Raw genomic sequence first — 21,973 nt, 5'->3', positions numbered from 1 at the left:
ACATGCAAGCCCCCGCATCCCTCGATCGGATCCTGCAGCTCACGAAAGACATCGAGCTGGCGACGGCCGTCGGCGACTGGCCGAGGGCGGCAGATCTAGCGAGCGAGCGCTCGCCGCTCGTGATGTCGCTCGCCGCGCAGCAGCCGGCGGAGTCGATCGACAAGCTCAAGGCGCTGCTTGCCCTCGATCGCATGATCCTCGGATACGCCGAGACTGCACAGAGCGAACTCGCCACCGAGTACACACGGGCGATGCGGGCGGTCCGCGTGGCAAGCCAGTACGAGCGCGTCGCGCATCTCTGATCACGACCTTCTGAAGCGAAGGCTGGCGCCCAGCACGCCCCTGTATCGTTGCGGTCAGGGGCTTTTGCGTATTGGAGCTGACATCCCTGTCGTCTTTGAGGTCGCGGCCTACCCTGTCGCGTGCGCCGAGGTTGCTCCCTGCGATTCGTGCCATATACGCATCAATGCGCACGAATATATATCTTCCGCACGGTATCCCACCTGTAATAGGCGGTAAGTCACGCTAGCTGGCGCGAATTTCGCCGGCTGAAAGAATCCACAGGCATACTACGGGGACATTGCGATACGGCGCCCAGCCAGTTCTGCGCCGGGCGGGTCGCCCGGTGCAGGCGCCCCTCGGGGTTGCGGCCACGGCGGTGCCGTATCATCTGCCTATAAGCGGCCGGTTCGCGCAATCGGCGAAGTGTGCCGCGGCTCGGGAGGAGCATCGTCATGTGGAGTCGCTTTCGTCGCGCCGGAATCTCGGCGCTCGTGTTGCCATGTTCGATACTGGTCCTGACGGCCGCGCAGTCGGCGCATGCGGCGCTGGGCAGCGCGCCGCTCACACCCCCCTCCGACGCGTCGGTGTCGTCCCGCGTGGTGCAGCCCGCCAGCGGCTCGACTCAAGGTGTGATGCGTTCCGAAGCGAGCGCGGCGTCTTCCACCTCGTCTTCTTCCGCTTCCTACACGGTACGCGAGACCACCTTCGGCAACGGCACCGTGGTGCGCGAATACCTGGGCGCGAGCGGCGCGGTATTCGGCATTGCGTGGCATGGTCCGCAAATGCCCGATCTCAGTGATCTGCTCGGCAGTTATTTCCCGCAGTACGTGGCCGGCGTGAAGGCCGTGCGGGCCGCGCGCGGCAACGCGCGGGGGCCGGTCGCCGTCGACGGCACCAGCGTCATGGTGCGTTCGGGCGGCCACATGGGCGCCTTCAGCGGCGTCGCGTGGCTGCCGTCCGCGCTGCCGGCCGGCGTCAGCGGTTCCGACATCCAGTAACGGCGAGGACGACGATGCGAACCATGCTCACGACCGCGAATCTCAAAGGCTGGATGCAGGCCGCGCTCGCCGTGCTGCTGACGGCAACACTCGTCGCGTGCGGCGGCGGCGGCAGCGACAACAACTCCAGTGGCGGCGGCTCGTCGGACGGACTGAACGGCGGCTCGCTGCCGCCCAGCCCGACCCAGCAGCCGATCTCCGCGAACGCGTCGAACACGGTGCCGATCACGGTCGGGCGGGGCGCGGCCGGTGTGATCAACATCCCCACCGTCAGCGTGAGGATCTGCGCGCCGGGCTCGACCTCCAACTGCCAGACGATCAACAACATCCAGCTCGACACCGGCTCGTTCGGCTTGCGTGTGGTCGGCTCGGTGCTCAATTCGACGCTGCTCGGCGCGTTGCCGGTCAGCACGATCGGCAGCAACGGCGCGCAGCTCGCCGAGTGCGCGACGTTCGCGGACGGTTTCACGTGGGGCTCGGTGCGTACCGCGATCGTGACGCTCGGCGGCGAAACGACGACCAGCGCCATCCCGCTGCAGATCATCGGCGACAAGGCCGCGAGCACCGTACCCACGAGCTGCGGGAGCGGCGCGCCCGAAAACACGGTCGGCGATCTGGGCGCGAACGGCATTCTCGGCATCGGCACCGCGCCGACCGATTGCGGCGCGACCTGCGCGAATCCGGCGACCGCGGCGAACTACAGCAACTACTTCGCCTGCCCGGGCGGCACGTCGTGCACGCGCACCGCGGTGCCGCTCACGCAACAGATCGCCAATCCGGTCGCGAACTTCCCGCTCGACAACAACGGCGTGATCGTGCAGATGGCACCGGTGTCGAACACCGGGCAGGCATCGGCGACCGGCACGCTGGTGTTCGGCATCGGCACGCAGGGCAACAACCCGCTTGCCGCGGCGCAGGTGTTCACGACCGACGCGTTCGGCGACCTCAACAACAGCACCTTCAACGGCACGACCGTCCAGGCATTCCTCGATTCCGGCTCGAACGCGTATTTCTTCGGCGACAGCTCGCTCACGCTGTGCGGCAGCCAGTTCGCGGGCTTCTATTGCCCGTCGTCGGCGCAGACCCGCACGGTCACGCTGGTGGGCTTGAACAAAGTGTCGGCGGTCGCGAGCATCGGCATCCTGAATGCGCAGACGCTGTTCTCCAACGGCAGCAACTTCGCGTTCAACAACCTCGCCGGCCAGATCGGCGGCAATGCCAGCTTCGACCTCGGTCTGCCGTTCTTCTACGGCCGCCACGTGTACTACCACCTCGATCAGACCGCCAGCGGCGGTCCCTCCCCGTTCGTCGGCTACTGAAGCCGCACGTCGCTTCAATGCCGGAAGGCTCGCGCGTGAGATACGCGCAAGCTTTCCGGTCATCCGTCGAAATACCCCCGTTTCTCCGCCCTTATCCGACGATCGGCGCTTGCGTCGAGCGGGAATAATCGCTGTCACTGGAAAGAGGCGCCGTGCCTCGGCCGACTGGAGAGCTTTGTGGCAGAGGATAGCGACCTCGAAAAAACCGAATCCGCCACCCCTCGGCGCCTGCAGAAGGCGCGCGAGGAGGGGCAGGTTGCGCGTTCGCGGGAGCTGTCGACATTCGCGCTGCTCGCAGCCGGGTTTTACGGCGTGTGGGGCATGTCGGGCAGCATCGGCGAGCATTTGCAGAACATGCTGCGGGCGTCGCTCACGTTCAACCACGCCGGCGCGTTCGACACCAGCCGCATGCTGATCGGCGCGGGCGCCGCAAGCCGCGAAGGACTCTCGGCGCTGGTGCCGATCCTCGGCTTCACCGGACTTGCCGCGCTGCTCGCGCCGATGGCGCTGGGCGGCTGGCAGCTGTCGGCGAAAGGCTTCGAGCCCAAGTTCAGCCGGCTGAACCCGATCGAGGGCCTCGGCCGCATGTTTTCGATCAACGGGCCGATCCAGCTCGGCATGTCGCTCGCGAAGACGCTGGTGGTGGGTATCATCGGCGGCACGGCGATCTGGAATCGCCATGAGCAATTCCTCGCGCTCGCGACGCAGCCGCTCCATCTCGCGCTCGCCAACTCCATGCATCTGATCGCGGTGTGCTGCGGCATGACGGTGGCCGGTATGTTCGCGGTGGCCGCGCTCGATGTGCCGTACCAGCTGTGGTCGTTCCACAAGAAGCTGCGCATGACGAAGGAAGAAGTGAAGCGCGAGCATCGCGAGAGCGAAGGCGATCCGCACATCAAGGGCAAGATTCGCCAGCAGCAGCGCGCGATCGCGCGACGCCGCATGATGGCCCAGGTGCCGAAGGCCGACGTGGTCGTGACGAACCCGACGCACTTCGCGGTCGCGCTGCAATACACCGATGGCGAGATGCGCGCGCCGAAGGTGGTCGCGAAGGGCGTGAACCTGGTGGCCGCGCGGATTCGCGAGATCGCGACCGAAAACAACGTGCCGCTGCTCGAAGCGCCGCCGCTCGCGCGAGCGCTCTATCACAACGTCGATCTGAATCGCGAGATTCCCGGGCCGCTTTACGGCGCGGTCGCGGAAGTGCTCGCATGGGTCTATCAGCTGCGCCGCTTCAAGGCCGAGGGCGGCGACGCTCCGGTCGCGCCGACCGATCTCGAGGTGCCGCCCGAACTCGACAAGGGCGGCGTCTCGGACGAGGACGCCGCCGAGGAAGCCGCCGACACGCTGAACCCGGCCGACGACAACGCCAACGACGCCACTAGCAACGACGATAAGGGAGCCTCCGCATGAACGTTCGCGCCGGTTTCCTCGCCCGACGGCCGGATGCGCTGAACAGCACCAACCTGCGCGCCCTCGCCGGGCCGGTGCTGATCTGCATGATCCTCGGCATGATGATTCTGCCGTTGCCGCCGTTCCTGCTGGATCTGCTGTTCACCTTCAACATCGCGCTGTCGGTGATGGTGCTGCTCGTCAGCATGTACACGATGAAGCCGCTCGACTTCGCCGCGTTCCCGAGCGTGCTGCTGTTCTCGACGCTGCTGCGGCTGTCGCTGAACGTCGCGTCCACGCGAATCGTGCTGCTCGAAGGCCATACCGGTCCCGACGCGGCCGGCCAGGTGATCGAGTCGTTCGGCCACTTCCTCGTGGGCGGCAATTTCGCGGTCGGTATCGTCGTCTTCATCATCCTGATGGTGATCAACTTCATGGTGATCACGAAGGGCGCGGGGCGGATCGCGGAAGTGTCGGCGCGCTTCACGCTCGACGCGATGCCCGGCAAGCAGATGGCGATCGACGCCGATCTGAACGCGGGTCTCATCAACGAAGAGCAGGCCCGCAAGCGGCGCGCGGAAGTCTCGCAGGAAGCCGAGTTTTACGGCTCGATGGACGGCGCGAGCAAGTTCGTGCGCGGCGATGCGATCGCCGGTCTGCTGATCATGGTGATCAACATCATCGGCGGGCTGATCGTCGGGATGGTCCAGCACGACATGAGCTTTGCCGCGGCGGGCAAGAACTACACGCTGCTGACGATCGGCGACGGCCTCGTCGCGCAGATTCCGTCGCTGGTGATTTCGACGGCGGCCGGCGTGATCGTGTCGCGCGTCGCGACCAACGAGGATATCGGCACGCAGCTGACCGGCCAGCTGTTCACGAACCCGCGCGTGCTGATGATCACCGGCTGCATTCTCGTGCTGATGGGCCTGATTCCGGGCATGCCGCACTTCGCGTTCCTGATTCTCGGCGGCGGCCTGATCCAGCTCGGCCGCATGATGAAGAAGCGCGCCGAGGAGCGCAAGAACGCGCCGGCGCTCGTCGATGTCGCGCCGGCCGCGCTGGCGCCGGTCGAAAACGCCGAGGCGAGCTGGGACGACGTGACGATGATCGACACGCTCGGCCTCGAAGTCGGCTACCGGCTGATTCCGCTCGTCGACAAGAACTCGGACGGCGAGCTGCTGAAGCGGATCAAGAGCATCCGCAAGAAGTTCGCACAGGAAATCGGCTTTCTGCCGCCGGTCATTCATATCCGCGACAACCTCGAATTGCGGCCGAACGGCTATCGCATTGCGCTGAAGGGGGTCGAAGTCGGCTCGGGCGAGGCGTATCCGGGCCAGTGGCTCGCGATCAACCCCGGGCAGGTATCGGCCGCGCTGCCGGGCACGCCGACCCAGGATCCGGCGTTCGGCCTGCCCGCGATCTGGATCGATACGAACCTGCGCGAACAGGCGCAGGTGTACGGCTACACGGTCGTCGATTCGAGCACGGTGGTCGCGACGCACCTGAATCACCTCGTCGTCACGCACGCGTCGGAGCTGCTCGGCCGCCGCGAGGTGCAGGCGCTGATCGAGCGGATGCAGAAGGACACCGCGTCGCTCGTCGACGATCTGGTGCCGAAGATGCTGCCGCTCACCACGCTGCAAAAAGTGCTGCAGAACCTGCTCGAAGAAGGCGTGCCGATCCGCGATCTGCGCACGATCCTCGAAGCGCTCGCCGAGCACGCGAGCAAGATCACCGACCCGCACGACCTCACCGCCGCGGTGCGGCTCGCATTGGGCCGCGCGATCACGCAGCAGTGGTTCCCCGGCACCACCGACATGCAGGTGATGGGCCTCGACGCGAACCTCGAACGGGTGCTGTCGCAGGCGCTATCGACAGGACCGAACCCGGGCCTCGAACCGGGTCTCGCGAACACGCTGCTCACCGAAACGCAGAAAGCGATGACGCGTCAGCAGAACCTCGGCCTCGCGCCGGTGCTGCTCGTGCAGCACGCGTTGCGGCCGATGCTCGCGCGCTTCCTGCGCCGCAGTCTGCCGCAGCTGAAGGTGCTGTCGTATGCGGAAGTGCCCGATACGCGCAACGTCAAGGTGGTGAATCTGATCGGCGCGCACGGCTGACGAAGACCGCTCGCTCGCGGCGGTGGATATCACGAAAACCGGCGCTCCAGTGTGGCGCCGGTTTTTGTTTTCGCTTCGGATTGCGCACGCGGTCGGGTCGGTAAAAGCGCCATTGCGGGCCGCGTCACGCGACGTGTCCGCCGTGCGTCCATCGCGCGAATTGCCCACCTTTAACGGTCTTTATCCATCGATCGTCGCCCGACGCCTTTCGCAATAATTGATCGCAATGGGAAGCGGTGTATTGCCGGTCCGTCAGTCCGTATACCTCATCGGGGGTCCAGCTTGAACATTCGTAAATTTGTCGGTGCTACCAGTCGCGATGCGTTGCGTCTCGTTCGCGAAGCACTGGGCCCCGATGCGGTCGTGCTGTCGAATCGCACGATGGACGACGGCAGCGTCGAAATCGTCGCGCTCGCCGATAGCGATCTCGCCGCGATCACGCCGAAAGCGCGCGAAGGCGCGCAGGCCGCGGCGCTCGGCACGGGCTCAGGCGCGGCATCGACGCTCGCGCCGCGCGGCTTGTCCGCGGCGCCGACGAACCCGTACGCGAGCGCGATGCCGGACGTGTTTTCGTCGGTGTTCGGGGCGAGCCCGGAAGCAGGTGCCGAAGCGATGCCGGTGATCGAGCCGGCGCATCCGGCTGCGGATTTCGTGGCCGGCCCGGCGAACAAGGCGACGCTCAAGTCGGCGGTCAGCCAGGCGGTCAACCTGTTGTCCGCGAATGAAGCAGCGTCGGCCGCCACGAACTCGGCAGCAAGCCTGGCTGCAAGCTCGGCTGTCTATCCCACCACGCATTCCGCGCGCAGCGCAGCCTCCGCGTCAGCGACCGCGCTGCCACGCGTAACGGGCGCGATAGGCGCGATGGGCACAACCGTCACCTCCGCGGCAGTCGCGGCAAACGCCACCTCCGCCGCTCCCGCCACACCTTCCGGTGCAAGCGCCCGCGCCGCGGCCGCGCGCCTGACGAAAGACATCCGCGCGGATCTGCTGAAGGCCGCCGGCGTGCCGGCATCGTCGGCTGTGACATCAAGCGAAGCCGCACCGCGCACGATGGCCGAGTCGAATCCGTGGCTGATCGATCACGCTCGCCGCATCGCGGCCGAGCAGCAGCAACAAAGCGGCCAATACAGCGCGCGCCTTGCCGCGATGACGCCGGCCGTGGCGACCGCCAAAGGCCTCGGCAGCGCGGTCGACGCGCGGCCGGCCGCCGTGCCGCCGGTGATCGATACGCCCGACTGGGCGCGCGAAGCCGCCGAAGTCGCCGCGCGCCGCGCCGCGCAGAAGATCGCGCCCGTGCCGTCCGCTACCGACGAAACCCGCACGCCGGCCGCCGTCGCCGAAGCGATCAAGGGGCGCATGGAGCAGGTCGTCAAGGACACCGTGATGAACGAGCTGTCGTCGATGCGCGACATGATGGAAGAGCACTTCGCGGGTCTGCTGTGGGGCGAGCGACAGCGCCGCAATCCCGCCCGCGCCGCGCTCACCAAGCATCTGTTCGCCGCGGGCTTTTCCGCGCAGCTCGTGCAGATGATGGTCGACAACATGCCCGATGATGTCGACACGATGGACGGCGGCATGGAGTGGGTGCGCACGGTGCTCGAATCGAACCTGCCGGTGATGGAGGACGAAGACGCGCTGATGGAGCGCGGCGGCGTGTTCGCGCTGATGGGGCCGACCGGCGTCGGCAAGACGACGACCACCGCGAAGCTCGCCGCGCGCTGCGTGATGCGCTTCGGCGCAAGCAAGGTGGCGCTGCTGACGACCGACAGCTACCGCATCGGCGGTCACGAACAGCTGCGTATCTTCGGCAAGATCCTCGGCGTCTCGGTGCATGCGGTGAAGGACAGCGCCGATCTGCAACTCGCGCTCTCCGAGCTGCGCAACAAGCACATCGTGCTGATCGACACCATCGGCATGAGCCAGCGCGACCGCCTCGTGTCCGACCAGATCGCGATGCTGAGCCGCGCGGGCCAACCGGTGCAGCGTCTGTTGCTGCTCAACGCGACCAGTCACGGCGACACCTTGAACGAAGTCGTGCAGGCCTATCAGCGCGCGACGGACCAGCACCCGCTCGTCGGCTGCATCCTGACCAAGCTCGACGAAGCGACCAACCTCGGCGGCGTGCTCGATACGGTGATCCGCTACAAGCTGCCGGTGCATTACGTATCGACCGGACAGAAGGTGCCGGAGAACCTGTACGTCGCAACGAAGAAGTTCCTGATCAAGAGCACCTTCTGCATTCCGCGCGACAACTCGCCGTTCGTCCCGCACGACGACGACATTCCCGCTTTGTTGTCCTCGCTGTCCGCACGTTCGACGGCTGAGCTGCACGAGGTTCGCTTTGGATAAGTTCGTTTCGGATCAAGCTGAAGGGTTGCGGCGGCTGCTTGCGCGCGGCGGTGCCCGCGTGATCGCGTTGGCGGGTGCGTCGTCGGGTGTCGGGAATACGACTGCGGCGGTCAACCTCGCCGCGGCGCTCGCGCAGCAGGGCAAGGACGTGCTCGTGATCGACGAATGCGTCGGTGAGAGATCGGTGAGCTCGATGCTTGGCGGCTTGCGCGGCGCGGGCAATTTCGCGGCGGTGATGCGCGGCGAGACCCCGGTCGACTTCGCCGCCGCGCGTCACGCGCTCGGGTTTTCGGTGCTGACCGCCTCGCGCAACAACCGCGAGGGTCATACGGAGGCCGAGTTGAGCGTGCTGCTCGGCGGGTCGGCCGACATCGTGCTGATCGACGCGCAGCTCGACGACGAAGGGCATCTGTCGCCGCTCGCGAAGCAGGCGCACGACGTGATGATCGTCGCGCACGTGTCGGGCGAGGCGATCACCGACGCCTATGCGTGCATCAAGCGTTTGCATTATGCGCACGCGATCGCGCAGTTGCGTGTGCTTGCGAATCACGTGCAAAGTGCCAACGACGCGCAGGCCGCGTTCACGAAGCTCGCTGGCGTGGCCGGCCGTTACCTGACCGTCGCGTTGGAAAACGCCGGCTGCATTGCGGCCGACGTGCGCATCGCGCGGGCGCTCGAGCTGTCGCGCTGCGTGGTCGACGCGTTTCCGTCGACGCCCGCCGCGCGCGACTTCCGCCATCTCGCGGCGGAATTGCAGTACTGGCCGATGCGGCCAGCGATGTCGTCGCAAACGCCCTGGCGGGCGCCTGCGACAGTTACAGCGGCGCACCACGCCGACCAACCGTCCGCGCAGCACGCCTAAAAGGCGCGCACGAAGGATAAGGGGAGCACGATGTACAACGCTCAGGGAAAGATCTCTCAAGCCGAAGTTCTGACGAAGTACGCACCGCTCGTGCGTCGACTCGGCTTGCAGCTTGTCGCGAAAATGCCGGCGAGCGTCGATCTCGACGACCTGATCCAGGCCGGCATGATCGGTTTGCTGGATGCCGCCGGCCGCTACAAGGAAGACCAGGGCGCGCAGTTCGAGACCTATGCCAGCCAGCGGATTCGCGGCGCGATGCTCGACGAGCTGCGCAGCAACGACTGGCTGCCGCGCAGCCTGCGCCGCACCTCGCGCGAAGTGGAAACCGCGGTGCATAAGGTGGAGCAGAACCTCGGCCGCTCGGCGAGCGAGGCGGAGGTCGCCGAGCACCTGCAGATGCCGCTCGACGAATATCAGTCGATGCTGCAGGACCTGCACGGCAGCCAGCTGATCTACTACGAAGACTTCGACCGCTCCGCCGACGACGAACCATTTCTGGACCGCTACTGCGTCGATCATTCCGATCCGCTGTCGGCGCTGCTCGACGACAGCCTGCGCTCGGCGCTCGTCGAAGCGATCGACCGCTTGCCGGAGCGCGAGAAGCTGCTGATGTCGCTGTACTACGAGCGCGGCATGAATCTGCGCGAGATCGGCGCGGTGATGGAAGTCAGCGAGTCGCGCGTGTGCCAGTTGCACAGCCAGGCCGTGGCGCGCCTGCGCGCCCGGCTGCGCGAAATGGCCTGGGCGAACGCCGAAGCGAACTGACGCCGGCGCGGGGCGGCCCGCCGTTTTTCAAGCGCTTTTTTCAGATGCGGCAGTGCGCCGCCGCCGATGCGGGCCCGTGCCGCCTGCCGCTGCTCATGCGTCCGCCATCTCGTGCTCGGCGGCGAGCGCGAGAAAAGCCGAGCGCGACATACCGCGCGCCTGTGCATACGCGTCGATCTCCTGGACCAGTACCTCGGGCAGAGAGATGTTGATGCGGACCGCCTTCTTCAACGCCGGGATATTGCGGGTTGTCACGAAACCCCATGTGAACCCCGCGAACTCGGGATTGCGACGATGCTCGCCGAGCGTCAGAGGCTCGGGGAGCGGCAGCCCTTCGTCGAGCAAGGTTTCGAGATGCGATTCGATCGCTTCTTTCGCGTTTACATACGCTTGTTCGAGCGTGTCGCCCGCGGAGTAGCAGCCCGGAATATCGGGCACCACGACGCCGAATGCGTGCGTGTTGTCTCCGGGTTCGATGGCGATCGGAAAGATCAGATGCTTCATTTGAGCCCCGCCTGTTTCAGAATGCTGTTCAGGGTGCCGGCCGGCAGATCTTTTTTCGGATGCGGGACGGTGACGAGCCCCCGCTTTTCCGTATGCCTGAAATGATGGTGACTGCCCGCTATGCGGACGAGCTGCCAGCCATTCGCTTGAATCAATTTGACGACCTCGGCACTGTTCATACATCATACCCTCAATTATACACACACCTACACAATCTAACCAGCGGGCAAGATTCCGCCTGTCGATGTGCTGCGACGTCGCCGCCGCGGCGCTGGCGAAAGCTCGAACGAAGTCACCATTTCAACGTGCCGGGGTGGACTAGCGCCAGCTAGCCGAACGGCTAACGCAGCGTGGGATGGAAGGGGAAACGGGTGAAAAGTCGGCGGCGGAAAACGAAAAGGCCCGTCGATGACGGGCCTTCTTCACTCACTTCGGATATTGCTCGATGGCAGGGCGGCCGGCGGGCCGATCAAAGTCCCGAATAAGCCGGAATTCGCCCATCCGGCCCATACAGATTCGTCTTGCGCGGCACGTTGACCTGCAGCGCCTTCAGCGCGCGCTGGTTGTAGTCCATCCGCACGCGGATCAGTTCGCCATTGTTGGTGTTGACGCGCCGCGCGCGATCCGCGGCTTTCTGCAGCAGCTTCCATTGCGTCGCGACGCGCGCGTCGGTGCTTGCCGCGAGTTCCATGCCGGACCAGCCGGCCGGAAAGCCGAGTTCGCCCAGTTGCGTGTCGCGGGCCGCTTCGAGCCTCGCGAGCACGCCGATCAATTCGGTTTTCTTCTCGACGATCGCGGGCAACTGCTCCAGCGGCGAGACCGCTGTCAGCGCTTTGGTTTCGAGAGTGAGGATCGAGGCGAATGCCTCGACGGTCGAATATTCTTCGATCAGGGTAGCAACCAGGGCGTCTTTCATGTCTACAACTCGCTACGCACACCGGCTCGCGAACGACGCGCGAACCGAGTTGGTCGGACGCCGCCCGGCAGGTCACCGCGCGGCAAAATGCCGATCAGTTGCCGGTCGACGAGGATTTGTTCTGCAACAGGTCGCGTGCCGTCTGCAGCACGCCGTCGGCGATCTTGCCGGAGTCGATCTGCAGCGTGCCGTCCTTGATCGCCTGCTTGATCGACTCGACGTGCGCGGTGTCGATGTCGGCCGAGCCGGAGGCCGCGAGGCTGCGCAGATGTTGCGACAGACCCGACAGGCTCACGCTGGTGTCGCCCGACGCGCTGCTCGCGGACGGCGCGGCCGTGCTCGCCGCGCCCTGCGTGGCGCTGGCTGCCGGCGTGGCTTCGCCGCTTTGCTGCGAACGGGACACAGCGTCTTTCAACGACGGCAGATTCGAAGAGGTGGTGGGATCGACTTTCACGATTGGCTTCCCTAACGATTTGATCCTGATAACGGCAACCGCTGATCAAAACTTTAGCGCAATCGCTCGACACCCGGCCCGCCAACCGGTGGCCATCCGCCCCTTTCAACACTGTTGCGCCTGCGCTGGCTGCCGCCGCGCCGACGGCTTCGAGCGTGGTCGTTTCCGTGAACCCGCTCACATCTGCACTTCCACCGTGCCGCCGTCCTTGACGATGCCGGAGATGATCTGGCCGTTCGCGGTCTTCACGCGCACCTGCTGGCCCGGCGACGCGTTGTTCATCGCGCTGCCCTCGGACGAAATCGAGAAACCGTCGCCGGCCGCGATGACCCGCACGGTCTGGCCGAACACCACCGCCGACGCGCTCTTCAGCATGTCGCGGCGCAGCGGCATGCCGCCCGCGATTCGCACTAGCGACACCGAGCCGACCGCCTGCGACGGATCGGTGACGATCGCCTGCGGCAGGCCGGTCAGGTCGCCGTCACGCGCGACGAGGTCGGCGGCCGTGAGCACTTCGCCCGGCGCCATCGCGCGGGCGGCGAGGTAGTAGGTCGCGTGCAGCGAGATGCGCGCCTGCAGATAGATCGTCCACGGCCGCTCTCCAGCGCAGCGCACGCCGACCGTCAGCCGGCCCCACAGGCGCGCGCCGGTCGGCATGAACGGTTCGAGCGACGTGCACGCGGCGAGGCCGCGCGGAAACGCCGGCGCGACCATGATGTCGACCTTGCCGGGCAGGCCGACGGACTGCTGTTGCAGGAACGCGAGCGCAGCGGCATGAATCGCTTCCGGATCCTGCTGGCCCGGCAGCGGCGCGGCTTGTGCGGGTTGCGCGGCCGGCGCGGCGGTAGCGCTCTGCGGTGTTCTCGGTGCGATGGCGTTGGCAGCCGGTGGCCGCGCGCCAGGCGACGTCACGGGCAGTCTCGCGATCGAGGCATTGGCCCGCTGCGCGGCAGCGGCCGCGATCGGCTTGCCGTTCGCGCCGAACTCGGGCGGCTCGCCGCGCGACGCGAGATCGTCGAAACCGCCGACTTGCGGCGCATTGGCAGCAGCCGCACGCGGACTCGCGACGCCGGCGGCCGGGGCCGCTTCGACATTGACGCGCGCCACACCCGACGCTCCGGTGCTGGCCGCCGGCGGAATCGTCACGACGCCGTTCGCGTCCGGTTTGAAGGTGGTGCGAATGATGGCCGGCGCGGCCGCAGCGGACTCGCCGGCGCCCGGAATGACGATCGCACCGCTCGCGCTCGAGGCGCGCGCGAACGCATCGGTGTCGCGCGCGGCGGGTGCGCGGCCGAGCGATTGCGCGGTCGCCGCCGCGAGTAACGCCGCCGACGCGCCACGCTGCGCGGGAGTCTGAATCCGTTGCGCGAGATCGTTCAGCGCGGCAGGATTTTTCTCGGCAGGCCCCGGAATGACGATCGGGCCGCCGGCATCCTGCGCCTTGGTCGTAGCCGGTAGCAACACGATCCCGCCCGCGACCCATACCACGACGTTGACGACCACCCGCGTCAGGCAATGCGCAACGCGGCGCGACAAGGAGCGCGGTACCGGCTGCGCGAGCGCGCCCTCCGAACCATCACCCCGCTCATCGACCGAACGCCCACCCACGCGACGCATCGTCGTGCCGCTCGCACGCTGCGGCAAGGTGTTGGTGGGCTGGTCCATCGCGAGTCTCCATCGAATGCATCGGTACGCCTTGCATTCTAGTGAGCACCCCTCGCGCGCAAACGTTGAATAGAAGCCCCCTTTCCCGGTTATTCGTCCGATTGCCGCTTGCGCCCGGCCCATAAGATGCATCACATGCAAAAAGGCCTTCGCACCGGCCGCGTGTCTCGCACGATGCGCACCGGACGGCCTTGGAAACGTACCCGGGAGATTCCCATGCTGGACAAACTCGATGCCGAATTCGCCTTCGGCCGGCAGGCGATGGATGTGCGCGCATACCGGCAGGAACTGCTGTCGTCGAATATCGCGAACGCCGACACGCCAGGCTACAAGGCCCGCGATATCGACTTCGCGTCGTCGCTCGCCGGCGCGCTGAAGAAGACGGGCGGCAGCACCGCCGGGCAGGGCGCATCGAACGGCTCGACGCTCGCGATGACGCAACCCGCGGGCGTGACGAGCGGCATGTCGATGAACACGACCGAGGCCGGTCACATGAGCGGCAAGGCCACGCTGAGCGCGACGGGCGGCAGCCCCGACGACTACGGCAAGCTGCAATACCGGCTTCCGCTGCAGCCGTCGCTCGACGGCAACACGGTCGACGTCGACACCGAGCGCGTGCAGTTCGCCGACAACACGGTGCACTTCGAGTCGGGCATGACGGTCGTGTCGAACCAGATCAAGACGATGCTGTCGGCGATCACGTCGGGCTCGTAAGCCGCGTACGTCGGACGGCACAACAGCAGAGTGCAGAGCAGCTGAATACAGGCGGCACGCACGCATGAACAGAAACGCTACGGGACTTAACGTGAAGCCGGTGCGAACCGGCAGGAGAGGTCAGGAAACATGCCATCCCTGATGAATATTTTTGGTGTCGCGGGTTCCGCGATGTCGGCGCAGTCGGAGCGGCTCAACGTGACCGCGTCGAACCTCGCCAACGCGGACAGCACGACGGGCCCCGACGGCCAGCCGTACAAGGCCAAGCAGGTCGTGTTCGCCGTCAACCCGCTCGGCGGCGCGCGCTCGGGCTCCGGCCAGCAGGTCGGCGGCGTGCAGGTGACCGGCGTGGTCGACGATCCGTCGGCGATGAAGACCGCGTACGAACCCGGCAATCCGGCCGCCGACGCGAACGGCTACGTGACGCTGCCCAACGTCGACCCGGTGCAGGAGATGGTCAACATGATCTCGGCCTCGCGCTCGTACCAGGCCAACGTCGAAACGCTGAACACGGCCAAAACCCTGATGCTGAAAACGCTCACGATCGGAACCTGAGGAGAGAGCCTTGACCACCAACACCACGATCGGCGGCAGCGGCACGACCGTTTCGCAAACGCTGCTCGACACGATGAACGGCACGAGCGGCAGTTCGAGCGCGACCGGCTCGACGAGCGGCACCTCGGGCACCTCGCCGGCGGATCTGCAGAACACCTTCCTGCAACTGCTCGTCGCGCAGATGAAGAACCAGGACCCGACCAATCCGATGGACAGCTCGCAGATGACCTCGCAGCTCGCCCAGATCAGCACGGTGCAGGGCATCAGCCAGCTCAATACGTCGCTCTCCTCGCTGTCGACGCAACTGTCGGCGGGCCAGCAATCGCAGGCCGCGCTGCTGATCGGCTCGACGGTGCTCGCCACGGGCAACACGATCACCGTGGCGAGCGGCAAGGCGAACGAATTCGGCGTCACGCTCGCGAACTCCGTCAGCGACCTGCAGGTCGTGGTGAAGAACTCGGCCGGCACGATCGTCAACACGCTCGATCTCGGCAAGCAGTCGGCCGGCACGATTCCGGTCGGCTGGACGCCGACCGACACGGCCGGCAACACGCTGCCCGACGGCACCTACACGATTACCGCGACCGGCACGATCAACGGCCAGCAGGCGACCGCCACCACGCTCACCGGCGCGACGGTCGAAAGCGTCGTCCAGCAGAGCGGCGGCACGCCGGGCCTCGTGCTGTCGAACGGCTCGACGGTCGGCCTGACCAGCGTCGCAGCGATCCTGTAATCCGGATCCATCCAGTTACGACTTTCCAGATACGGAGTACGTCATGAGTTACCAAACGGGTTTGAGCGGTCTGTCAGCGTCGTCGAGCGATCTCGACGTGATCGGCAACAACATCGCCAACGCCAACACCGTCGGCTTCAAGAGCGGCACCGCGGAATTCGCCGACATGTACGCCAATTCGGTCGCGACCGCGACGAGCCAGCAGATCGGTATCGGTACGCAACTCTCCGAAGTGCAGCAGCAGTTCTCACAAGGCACGATCACGACGACGAACCAGGCGCTGAACGTCGCGATCAACGGCAACGGCTTCTTCCAGATGTCGAACAGCGGCACGCTGACCTATTCGCGCAACGGCGTGTTCCAGCTCGACAAGAACGGCTACATCACGAACGCGCAGGGCCTCAACCTGATGGGCTACGCGGCCAACAGCGCCGGCATCATCAACACCGCGCAGACCGTGCCGCTGCAGGTGCCGACCACGAACATCGCGCCGCAGGCGACCACCTCGATCACCGCGGGCCTGAACCTGAACGCGCAGGACAACATCATGCTCGGCGCGCCGACCGTGACGGCCGGCGCCACGAACGCCGGTACGCTGGCCACGACCGGCGCGACGATCACGAACGCGGCCGCGGGCACCAACACCGACAAGTACACGATTAACTTCACGAGCCCGACCACCTATACGGTCACGGACAACACGCTCGGCACGACCACGGCGGCGCAGACCTACACGGCCGGCACCGCGATCACGCTCGGCAACGGCGAGAGCATCACGTTCAGCGGCACGCCGGTGGCGAACGACAGCTACACGGTCACGCAGAACCCGACCACGTTCAACCAGAACTCCAATTCGACCTACGACTACTCGACGAGCACGACCGTCTACGACACGCTCGGCGGCTCGCAGACCGTCAATATGTATTTCGCGAAGACGGCCTCGGGCACGTGGGACGTGTACGCGGGCACGTCGACCGGTACCGCGACCAAGATCGGCACGGCGAACTTCAACTCGTCGGGCACGCTGGTCAGCACGACCGACGCGACGACCGGCCTCGCGACCGCGACGCTCGGCGCGTTCACGATGTCGCTGCCGACCACCGACGGTTCGGGCACGCCGCAGAACGTCACGCTGAACATGGGCGCCACCACGCAATACGGCGGCAAGGACGGCGTGAACAACCTGTCGACCAACGGCTACGCGGCGGGCCAGCTGACCAGCTTCACGGTCGGCGCCGACGGCACGCTGACCGGCAACTACTCGAACGGCCAGACCGCGGCGCTCGGCCAGATCGTGCTCGCGAACTTCTCGAACCAGAACGGCCTCGTCGACCTCGGCAACAACGAGTACGGCCAGACGGCGGCCTCGGGCGTCGCGCAGATCTCGACGCCGGGCTCGACCAATCACGGCGTGCTGCAAGGCGGCGCGGTCGAGAACTCGAACGTCGATCTGACGAGCGAGCTGGTCAACCTGATCACCGCGCAGCGCAACTATCAGGCGAACGCGCAGACGATCAAGACCCAGCAGGCCGTCGACCAGACCCTGATCAACCTGTAAGCCAACGGGACCTCTTCATGGATCGGCTGATCTACACCGCGATGTCGGGCAGCGCGCAGGCGCTCGAACAGCAGGCGATCGTCGCGAACAACCTCGCGAACGCGTCGACCACGGGCTTTCGCGCGCAGCTCGAAACCTTCCGCGCCGTGCCGATGTCGTTCGGCGACGGCAGTTCGATCAACGACGACACGACCCGCACGTTCGTGCTGTCGTCGACACCGGGCGCCGACTACACGCCGGGGCCGATCCAGCAGACGGGCAATCCGCTCGACGTCGCGATTCAGGGGCCGGGCTGGCTGTCGGTGCAGACCGCCGACGGCAACGAGGCCTACACGCGTGCGGGCAATCTGCACATCGACGAGAACGGCCAGCTCGTGAACGCGACCAATCAGGTCGTGCTCGGCAACGGCGGGCCGGTGTCGGTGCCGCCGGGCGCGCAGATCACGATCGGCAAGGACGGCACGGTGTCGGCGTTGACGCCGGGCGACCCGCCCACCGCGGTCGTCACGGTCGATCAGCTGAAGCTCGTCAATCCGGATCCGCAGTCGATCACGCGCGGCGACGACGGTCTCTTTCGCACCGCCGACGGCAACCCCGCCGACGCCGATCCGACCGTGACGCTCGCGCCGGCGTCGCTCGAAGGCAGCAACGTAAATCCGGTCGCCGCGATGGTCTCGATGATCACCAACGCGCGCCAGTTCCAGATGCAGACGCAGTTGCTGCAAAACGCCGACAAGAACGATCAGTCCGCCAACCAGTTGCTCAGCTTCAGCTAACGGCGACACAGGAGAACCATAAGTGAACCGCTCACTCTATATCGCCGCTACCGGCATGAATGCGCAACAGTCGCAGATGGACGTGATCTCGAACAACCTCGCGAACGTCAGCACCAACGGCTTCAAGGGCTCGCGCGCGGTGTTCGAGGATCTGCTGTACCAGACCATCCGCCAGCCCGGCGCGAACTCGACGCAGCAAACCGAACTGCCGTCCGGCATCCAGCTCGGCACCGGCGTGCAGCAGGTCGCGACCGAGCGTCTGTACACCCAGGGCAACCTGCAGCAGACCGGCAACTCGAAGGACGTCGCGATCAACGGCGCGGGCTTCTTCCAGGTGCAGATGCCCGACGGCCAGACTGCCTACACGCGCGACGGCTCGTTCCAGACCAACGCGCAGGGTCAGCTCGTCACGTCGAGCGGCTACCAGGTGATTCCGGCGATCACGATCCCGGCCAATGCGACCTCGCTGACGATCGGCAGCGACGGCGCGGTGTCGATCACCGTGGCCGGCTCGAGCAACACGCAGCAGCTCGGCACGATGCAGATCGCGACCTTCATCAACCCGGCCGGCCTCGACGCGAAAGGCGAGAACCTGTTCGCGGAAACGGCGTCGTCGGGTGCGCCGAACGTGGCGCAACCGGGCCTGAACGGCGCGGGCACGCTCAACCAGGGTTACGTGGAAGCGTCGAACGTGAACGTCGTGCAGGAGCTGGTCAACATGATCCAGACCCAGCGCGCGTACGAAATCAACAGCAAGGCCGTGACGACCTCCGACCAGATGCTGCAGACCTTGAGCCAGATGCAGGTTTGAGGACTGGATATTTAAGGCGGTAAACGATGATGTCGCACTCCACTCGTACTCCGGTTCATTCGCGCACGGCCGAGGCGCTCGCGCTGCTCACGCTGGTCGCCGCGCTCGGCGGCTGCGCGCAACTGCCGAGGGAACCGATCACGCAGCAGCCGATGATCGCGCTGCCGCCGGTTCCGCCGCAAGCGCAGGCGCCGGGCTCGATCTACAACCCGGGCTACGCGGGCCGTCCGCTATTCGAAGACCAGCGGCCGCGCAACGTGGGCGACATCATCACGATCGTGATCGCGGAGAACATCAACGCGACGAAGAACTCGGGCGCGAATGCGAGCCGCAACGGCACCACGAGTTTCAATGTGCCGACCGCGGGCTTTCTCGGCGGCCTGTTCGCGAAGACCAATCTGAGCGCGGCCGGCGCGAACGGTTTTGCCGGCACCGGCGGCGCGAACGCGTCGAATACGTTCAACGGCACGATCACGGTGACCGTGACCGGCGTGCAGCCGAACGGCAACCTGGTCGTCAGCGGTGAGAAACAGATGTTGATCAATCAGGGCAATGAATTCGTGCGCTTCTCAGGTGTCGTCAATCCGAACACGATTTCGAGCCTGAACGCCGTGTACTCGACCCAGGTCGCCGACGCGAAAATCGAATACTCCGCGAAGGGCTACATCAACGAAGCGGAGACGATGGGCTGGCTGCAGCGGTTCTTCCTCAACGTGTCGCCGTGGTGATCATGGGTACTGTTTTCAACACGCTGTCGCGCGCGGGTCGCGCACTCATGTTCGTCGCGCTCGCCTGCGCGGCGCTGCCGGCCGCGACGCCCGCGTACGCGGAGCGCCTGAAAGATCTCGCGCAGATCCAGGGCGTGCGCGACAACCCGCTGATCGGCTATGGCCTCGTGGTCGGCCTCGACGGCACCGGCGACCAGACCACGCAAACGCCGTTCACGACGCAAACGCTCGCGAACATGCTCGCGAACCTCGGCATCTCGATCAACAACCAGGCGGCGGGTTCGAGCAACTCTCAGTCGTCGCTGTCGAACATCCAGCTGAAGAACGTCGCCGCCGTGATGGTGACCGGGGTGCTGCCGCCGTTCGCGCGGCCGGGCGAAGCGATCGACATCACCGTGTCGTCGCTCGGCAATGCGAAGAGCCTGCGCGGCGGCACGCTGCTGCTCACGCCGCTCAAGGGCGCCGACGGCCAGGTGTATGCGCTCGGCCAGGGCAACGTCGCGGTGGGCGGCGCGGGCGCGAGCGCCAACGGCAGCAAGGTGCAGGTCAACCAGCTCGCGGCGGGGCGTATCACCAGCGGCGCGATCGTCGAGCGCTCGGTGCCGACCTCGGTATCGCAGGCGGGCACGATGCAGCTCGACCTGAACGACATGGATTACGACACCACGCAGCGCGTCGTCGCGGCGATCGACAACGCGTTCGGCAGCGGCACCGCGACCGCGCTCGACGGCCGCACGATCCAGCTGCGCGCGCCGGCCGACGCGCAGCAGCAGGTCTCGTTCATGGCGCAATTGCAAAACCTGGAAGTGCGGCCCGCGCAGGCGGCCGCGAAGGTGATCCTGAACGCCCGCACCGGCTCGATCGTGATGAACCAGATGGTCACGCTGCAGAACTGCGCGGTCGCGCACGGCAATCTGTCGGTCGTGATCAATACGCAGCCGGTGGTGAGCCAGCCGGGCGCGTTCTCGAACGGCCGCACCGTGGTCGCGCAGCAGTCGCAGATCCAGATGAAGCAGGACAACGGCGCGCTGAAACTCGTGAACGCCGGTGCGAATCTCGCCGAAGTGGTGAAGGGGCTCAATGCGCTCGGCGCGACGCCCGCGGATCTGATGTCGATCCTGCAGGCTATGAAAGCAGCCGGTGCGTTGCGCGCCGACCTGGAAATCATCTAAGGAGCACGGCAGATGAATTCGGATCCGACCAATAGCGTCAACTCCGCGAACGACCTGACCAGCCGCTTCGCGCTCGACGTGCAGGGCTTCGGCGCGCTGAGCGCGCAGGCGAAGACCTCGCCGCAGGCGGGCATGAAGATGGCCGCGCAGCAGTTCGACGCCGTGTTCACGCAGATGATGCTGAAGAGCATGCGCGACGCGACGCCGCAGGATGGTCCGTTCGATTCGCACGACACGGCGACCTTCACGTCGATGATGGATCAGCAGATGGCGCAGCAGCTGTCGAAGAAGGGCATCGGCGTCGCCGACGCGATGCTCAAGCAGCTGATGCGCAACCAGGGCATGCAGGCGGGGGGCGCGAACGGCACGGGCGCGGCGGGTGGTCTCGCCGGCATGGCCAACGCGTTCGGTGGCGGCAGCGGCGGCGGCGACGAAGGCCAGAGCGCGGCGTTGAACGCGCTCGCGCGCGCCTACGGCAATGCCGCGGCAAACGGCCAGCTCGCGATGGGCCGGGCCTACTCCGCCAATAGCGCATTGACGCCGCCGGTGCGCGGCGACGGCAGCTCGCCGAAGGTCGACGCGTTCGTCGACAAGCTCGCCGCGCCGGCACAGGCCGCGAGCGCGGCGACCGGCATTCCGGCGCGCTTCATCATCGGTCAGGCGGCGCTCGAATCGGGCTGGGGCAAGAGCGAGATCAAGAAGGCCGACGGCTCGACGAGCCACAACGTGTTCGGCATCAAGGCGGGTAACGACTGGACCGGCAAGACTGTGTCGACGGTCACGACCGAATACGTGAACGGCAAGCCGCATCGCACGGTCGAGAAATTCCGCGCGTACGACTCGTACGAGGAAGCGATGACCGATTACGCGAGCGTGTTGAAGAGCAATCCGCGTTACGCGCAGGTGATCAATTCGTCGCGCGACGTGAACGGTTTTGCCAACGGCATGCAGCGCGCCGGTTATGCGACCGATCCGCATTACGCGAAAAAGCTGATGTCGATCATGCAGAAAATGGGCTGATTAAAAATAATGCACGTGATGGGCTCACGTGCAGGAGAGACGGAGAAGGTGCGGCCGCGAGCAGGCGGTTGGCCGTTCCGCGACCGGATGAAATTCAATGCGGTTTAAACGTTACCGGTAAATTCGGTATAAAAGCCGCGGCGACAAAAAGACATCAGAAAGAAGCGGCATAAAATACCGCGTCACCAAAATCGTGGAAAATGGGGCGGATACGGTTTTAACGTTTGCGTGAAATTTCCGGCGAATATTTAAATTGAGCCCCTAAATTTTCGCTCGATGC

22 protein-coding genes are annotated in these 21,973 nt (G+C 65.9%); 17 read left to right on the top strand and 5 right to left on the bottom strand.

Annotation, left to right across the window (positions count from 1 at the left end; all coding sequences use genetic code 11):
• The first annotated feature begins 2 nt into the window (after nucleotides 1-2).
• The 8 genes from fliT (at nucleotide 3) to EVC45_RS20035 (ending at nucleotide 10,087) form a co-directional block, all read left to right on the top strand.
• Nucleotides 3-302 carry a flagellar protein FliT gene (gene fliT, locus EVC45_RS20070; protein WP_129959956.1) on the top strand — a complete coding sequence of 100 codons (300 nt, stop codon included), beginning with the start codon at nucleotides 3-5 and terminating at the stop codon, nucleotides 300-302.
• 432 nt (nucleotides 303-734) lie between these two features.
• Nucleotides 735-1,280 carry a DUF2844 domain-containing protein gene (locus EVC45_RS20065; RefSeq protein WP_129959954.1) on the top strand — a complete coding sequence of 182 codons (546 nt, stop codon included), beginning with the start codon at nucleotides 735-737 and terminating at the stop codon, nucleotides 1,278-1,280.
• A 14-nt stretch (nucleotides 1,281-1,294) separates the two neighbouring features.
• Nucleotides 1,295-2,599, top strand: a complete 1,305-nt coding sequence (locus EVC45_RS20060) for a DUF3443 domain-containing protein (protein WP_129959952.1) — start codon at nucleotides 1,295-1,297, stop codon at nucleotides 2,597-2,599.
• Nucleotides 2,600-2,776: 177 nt separating this feature from the next.
• The gene (flhB, locus tag EVC45_RS20055; protein WP_129959950.1) at nucleotides 2,777-4,012 is read left to right on the top strand and encodes a flagellar biosynthesis protein FlhB; all 1,236 of its coding nucleotides are present in this window, start codon (nucleotides 2,777-2,779) and stop codon (nucleotides 4,010-4,012) included.
• The gene (gene flhA, locus EVC45_RS20050) at nucleotides 4,009-6,111 is read left to right on the top strand and encodes a flagellar biosynthesis protein FlhA (RefSeq protein ID WP_129959948.1); all 2,103 of its coding nucleotides are present in this window, start codon (nucleotides 4,009-4,011) and stop codon (nucleotides 6,109-6,111) included. The genes flhB and flhA overlap by 4 nt, the downstream gene beginning before the upstream one ends.
• A 282-nt stretch (nucleotides 6,112-6,393) precedes the next feature.
• A complete protein-coding gene (gene flhF / locus EVC45_RS20045) occupies nucleotides 6,394-8,460 on the top strand; it encodes a flagellar biosynthesis protein FlhF (protein ID WP_129959946.1) in 2,067 nt (688 codons plus the stop codon).
• A complete protein-coding gene (locus EVC45_RS20040) occupies nucleotides 8,453-9,322 on the top strand; it encodes an AAA family ATPase (RefSeq protein ID WP_129959944.1) in 870 nt (289 codons plus the stop codon). Before flhF ends, EVC45_RS20040 begins: the two co-directional genes overlap by 8 nt.
• A 30-nt stretch (nucleotides 9,323-9,352) precedes the next feature.
• Nucleotides 9,353-10,087, top strand: coding sequence for an RNA polymerase sigma factor FliA (locus tag EVC45_RS20035; RefSeq protein ID WP_129959942.1), 735 nt, complete (start codon nucleotides 9,353-9,355; stop codon nucleotides 10,085-10,087).
• A 93-nt stretch (nucleotides 10,088-10,180) separates the two neighbouring features.
• On the opposite strand, the gene EVC45_RS20030 is transcribed toward EVC45_RS20035, so the two are convergent.
• From EVC45_RS20030 to flgA, 5 genes are all read right to left on the bottom strand, one after another.
• On the bottom strand, nucleotides 10,181-10,591 hold the full coding sequence (locus tag EVC45_RS20030) for a type II toxin-antitoxin system HicB family antitoxin (RefSeq protein WP_129959940.1): 411 nt from the start codon (nucleotides 10,589-10,591) through the stop codon (nucleotides 10,181-10,183).
• Nucleotides 10,588-10,770 carry a type II toxin-antitoxin system HicA family toxin gene (locus EVC45_RS20025; RefSeq protein ID WP_129959938.1) on the bottom strand — a complete coding sequence of 61 codons (183 nt, stop codon included), beginning with the start codon at nucleotides 10,768-10,770 and terminating at the stop codon, nucleotides 10,588-10,590. Before EVC45_RS20025 ends, EVC45_RS20030 begins: the two co-directional genes overlap by 4 nt.
• A 290-nt stretch (nucleotides 10,771-11,060) precedes the next feature.
• A complete protein-coding gene (locus EVC45_RS20020; protein ID WP_129959936.1) occupies nucleotides 11,061-11,507 on the bottom strand; it encodes a flagella synthesis protein FlgN in 447 nt (148 codons plus the stop codon).
• A 94-nt stretch (nucleotides 11,508-11,601) separates the two neighbouring features.
• Nucleotides 11,602-11,961 (bottom strand): flagellar biosynthesis anti-sigma factor FlgM, encoded by a 360-nt coding sequence (gene flgM / locus EVC45_RS20015; protein WP_129959934.1) that lies wholly within the window; start codon nucleotides 11,959-11,961, stop codon nucleotides 11,602-11,604.
• Nucleotides 11,962-12,138: 177 nt separating this feature from the next.
• Nucleotides 12,139-13,626, bottom strand: a complete 1,488-nt coding sequence (gene flgA / locus EVC45_RS20010) for a flagellar basal body P-ring formation chaperone FlgA (RefSeq protein ID WP_129959931.1) — start codon at nucleotides 13,624-13,626, stop codon at nucleotides 12,139-12,141.
• Between the two features lie 216 nt (nucleotides 13,627-13,842).
• On the opposite strand from flgA, the gene EVC45_RS20005 reads away from it, so the two are divergent.
• The 9 genes from EVC45_RS20005 to flgJ all read left to right on the top strand — a co-directional run bounded on the left by EVC45_RS20005 (nucleotide 13,843) and on the right by flgJ (nucleotide 21,693).
• Nucleotides 13,843-14,340 (top strand): flagellar basal body rod protein FlgB, encoded by a 498-nt coding sequence (locus EVC45_RS20005; protein ID WP_129959929.1) that lies wholly within the window; start codon nucleotides 13,843-13,845, stop codon nucleotides 14,338-14,340.
• 129 nt (nucleotides 14,341-14,469) lie between these two features.
• Nucleotides 14,470-14,895 (top strand): flagellar basal body rod protein FlgC, encoded by a 426-nt coding sequence (gene flgC / locus EVC45_RS20000; protein ID WP_129959927.1) that lies wholly within the window; start codon nucleotides 14,470-14,472, stop codon nucleotides 14,893-14,895.
• Between the two features lie 10 nt (nucleotides 14,896-14,905).
• Nucleotides 14,906-15,628, top strand: a complete 723-nt coding sequence (locus tag EVC45_RS19995; protein ID WP_129959925.1) for a flagellar hook assembly protein FlgD — start codon at nucleotides 14,906-14,908, stop codon at nucleotides 15,626-15,628.
• 43 nt (nucleotides 15,629-15,671) lie between these two features.
• Complete coding sequence (locus EVC45_RS19990) at nucleotides 15,672-17,186, top strand: flagellar hook protein FlgE (RefSeq protein ID WP_129959923.1); 1,515 nt, start codon at nucleotides 15,672-15,674, stop codon at nucleotides 17,184-17,186.
• A 17-nt stretch (nucleotides 17,187-17,203) separates the two neighbouring features.
• Nucleotides 17,204-17,962, top strand: a complete 759-nt coding sequence (gene flgF / locus EVC45_RS19985) for a flagellar basal-body rod protein FlgF (protein WP_129959921.1) — start codon at nucleotides 17,204-17,206, stop codon at nucleotides 17,960-17,962.
• A 22-nt stretch (nucleotides 17,963-17,984) separates the two neighbouring features.
• The gene (flgG, locus tag EVC45_RS19980) at nucleotides 17,985-18,773 is read left to right on the top strand and encodes a flagellar basal-body rod protein FlgG (protein ID WP_129959919.1); all 789 of its coding nucleotides are present in this window, start codon (nucleotides 17,985-17,987) and stop codon (nucleotides 18,771-18,773) included.
• A 29-nt stretch (nucleotides 18,774-18,802) separates the two neighbouring features.
• On the top strand, nucleotides 18,803-19,501 hold the full coding sequence (gene flgH, locus EVC45_RS19975; RefSeq protein ID WP_211193450.1) for a flagellar basal body L-ring protein FlgH: 699 nt from the start codon (nucleotides 18,803-18,805) through the stop codon (nucleotides 19,499-19,501).
• 2 nt (nucleotides 19,502-19,503) lie between these two features.
• Complete coding sequence (locus EVC45_RS19970) at nucleotides 19,504-20,673, top strand: flagellar basal body P-ring protein FlgI (RefSeq protein ID WP_129959915.1); 1,170 nt, start codon at nucleotides 19,504-19,506, stop codon at nucleotides 20,671-20,673.
• A gap of 12 nt (nucleotides 20,674-20,685) precedes the next feature.
• Entirely contained in the window at nucleotides 20,686-21,693 is a 1,008-nt protein-coding gene (gene flgJ, locus EVC45_RS19965; protein ID WP_129959913.1) for a flagellar assembly peptidoglycan hydrolase FlgJ, read from the top strand.
• Nucleotides 21,694-21,973 lie beyond the last annotated feature (280 nt).

Source organism: Paraburkholderia sp. UYCP14C (genome assembly GCF_004197395.1).
Lineage (GTDB): Bacteria > Pseudomonadota > Gammaproteobacteria > Burkholderiales > Burkholderiaceae > Paraburkholderia.
The sequence above is the reverse complement of the archived record's forward strand: the minus strand, read 5'-3'. Positions and strand labels throughout refer to the sequence as shown.

Bases quoted from the DNA above. Each gene is read 5' to 3' on its own strand.
- fliT (WP_129959956.1), top strand. From the start codon at position 3: ATGCAAGCCCCCGCATCCCTCGATCGGATCCTGCAGCTCACGAAAGAC.
- flgJ (WP_129959913.1), top strand. From the start codon at position 20,686: ATGAATTCGGATCCGACCAATAGCGTCAACTCCGCGAACGACCTGACC.
- EVC45_RS20025 (WP_129959938.1), bottom strand. From the start codon at position 10,770: ATGAACAGTGCCGAGGTCGTCAAATTGATTCAAGCGAATGGCTGGCAG.
- flgC (WP_129959927.1), top strand. From the start codon at position 14,470: ATGCCATCCCTGATGAATATTTTTGGTGTCGCGGGTTCCGCGATGTCG.
- EVC45_RS20030 (WP_129959940.1), bottom strand. From the start codon at position 10,591: ATGAAGCATCTGATCTTTCCGATCGCCATCGAACCCGGAGACAACACG.
- flgA (WP_129959931.1), bottom strand. From the start codon at position 13,626: ATGGACCAGCCCACCAACACCTTGCCGCAGCGTGCGAGCGGCACGACG.
- EVC45_RS20020 (WP_129959936.1), bottom strand. From the start codon at position 11,507: ATGAAAGACGCCCTGGTTGCTACCCTGATCGAAGAATATTCGACCGTC.
- flgH (WP_211193450.1), top strand. From the start codon at position 18,803: ATGTCGCACTCCACTCGTACTCCGGTTCATTCGCGCACGGCCGAGGCG.
- flhA (WP_129959948.1), top strand. From the start codon at position 4,009: ATGAACGTTCGCGCCGGTTTCCTCGCCCGACGGCCGGATGCGCTGAAC.
- flgF (WP_129959921.1), top strand. From the start codon at position 17,204: ATGGATCGGCTGATCTACACCGCGATGTCGGGCAGCGCGCAGGCGCTC.
- EVC45_RS19990 (WP_129959923.1), top strand. From the start codon at position 15,672: ATGAGTTACCAAACGGGTTTGAGCGGTCTGTCAGCGTCGTCGAGCGAT.
- EVC45_RS20065 (WP_129959954.1), top strand. From the start codon at position 735: ATGTGGAGTCGCTTTCGTCGCGCCGGAATCTCGGCGCTCGTGTTGCCA.
- EVC45_RS20060 (WP_129959952.1), top strand. From the start codon at position 1,295: ATGCGAACCATGCTCACGACCGCGAATCTCAAAGGCTGGATGCAGGCC.
- EVC45_RS19970 (WP_129959915.1), top strand. From the start codon at position 19,504: ATGGGTACTGTTTTCAACACGCTGTCGCGCGCGGGTCGCGCACTCATG.
- EVC45_RS20005 (WP_129959929.1), top strand. From the start codon at position 13,843: ATGCTGGACAAACTCGATGCCGAATTCGCCTTCGGCCGGCAGGCGATG.
- EVC45_RS20035 (WP_129959942.1), top strand. From the start codon at position 9,353: ATGTACAACGCTCAGGGAAAGATCTCTCAAGCCGAAGTTCTGACGAAG.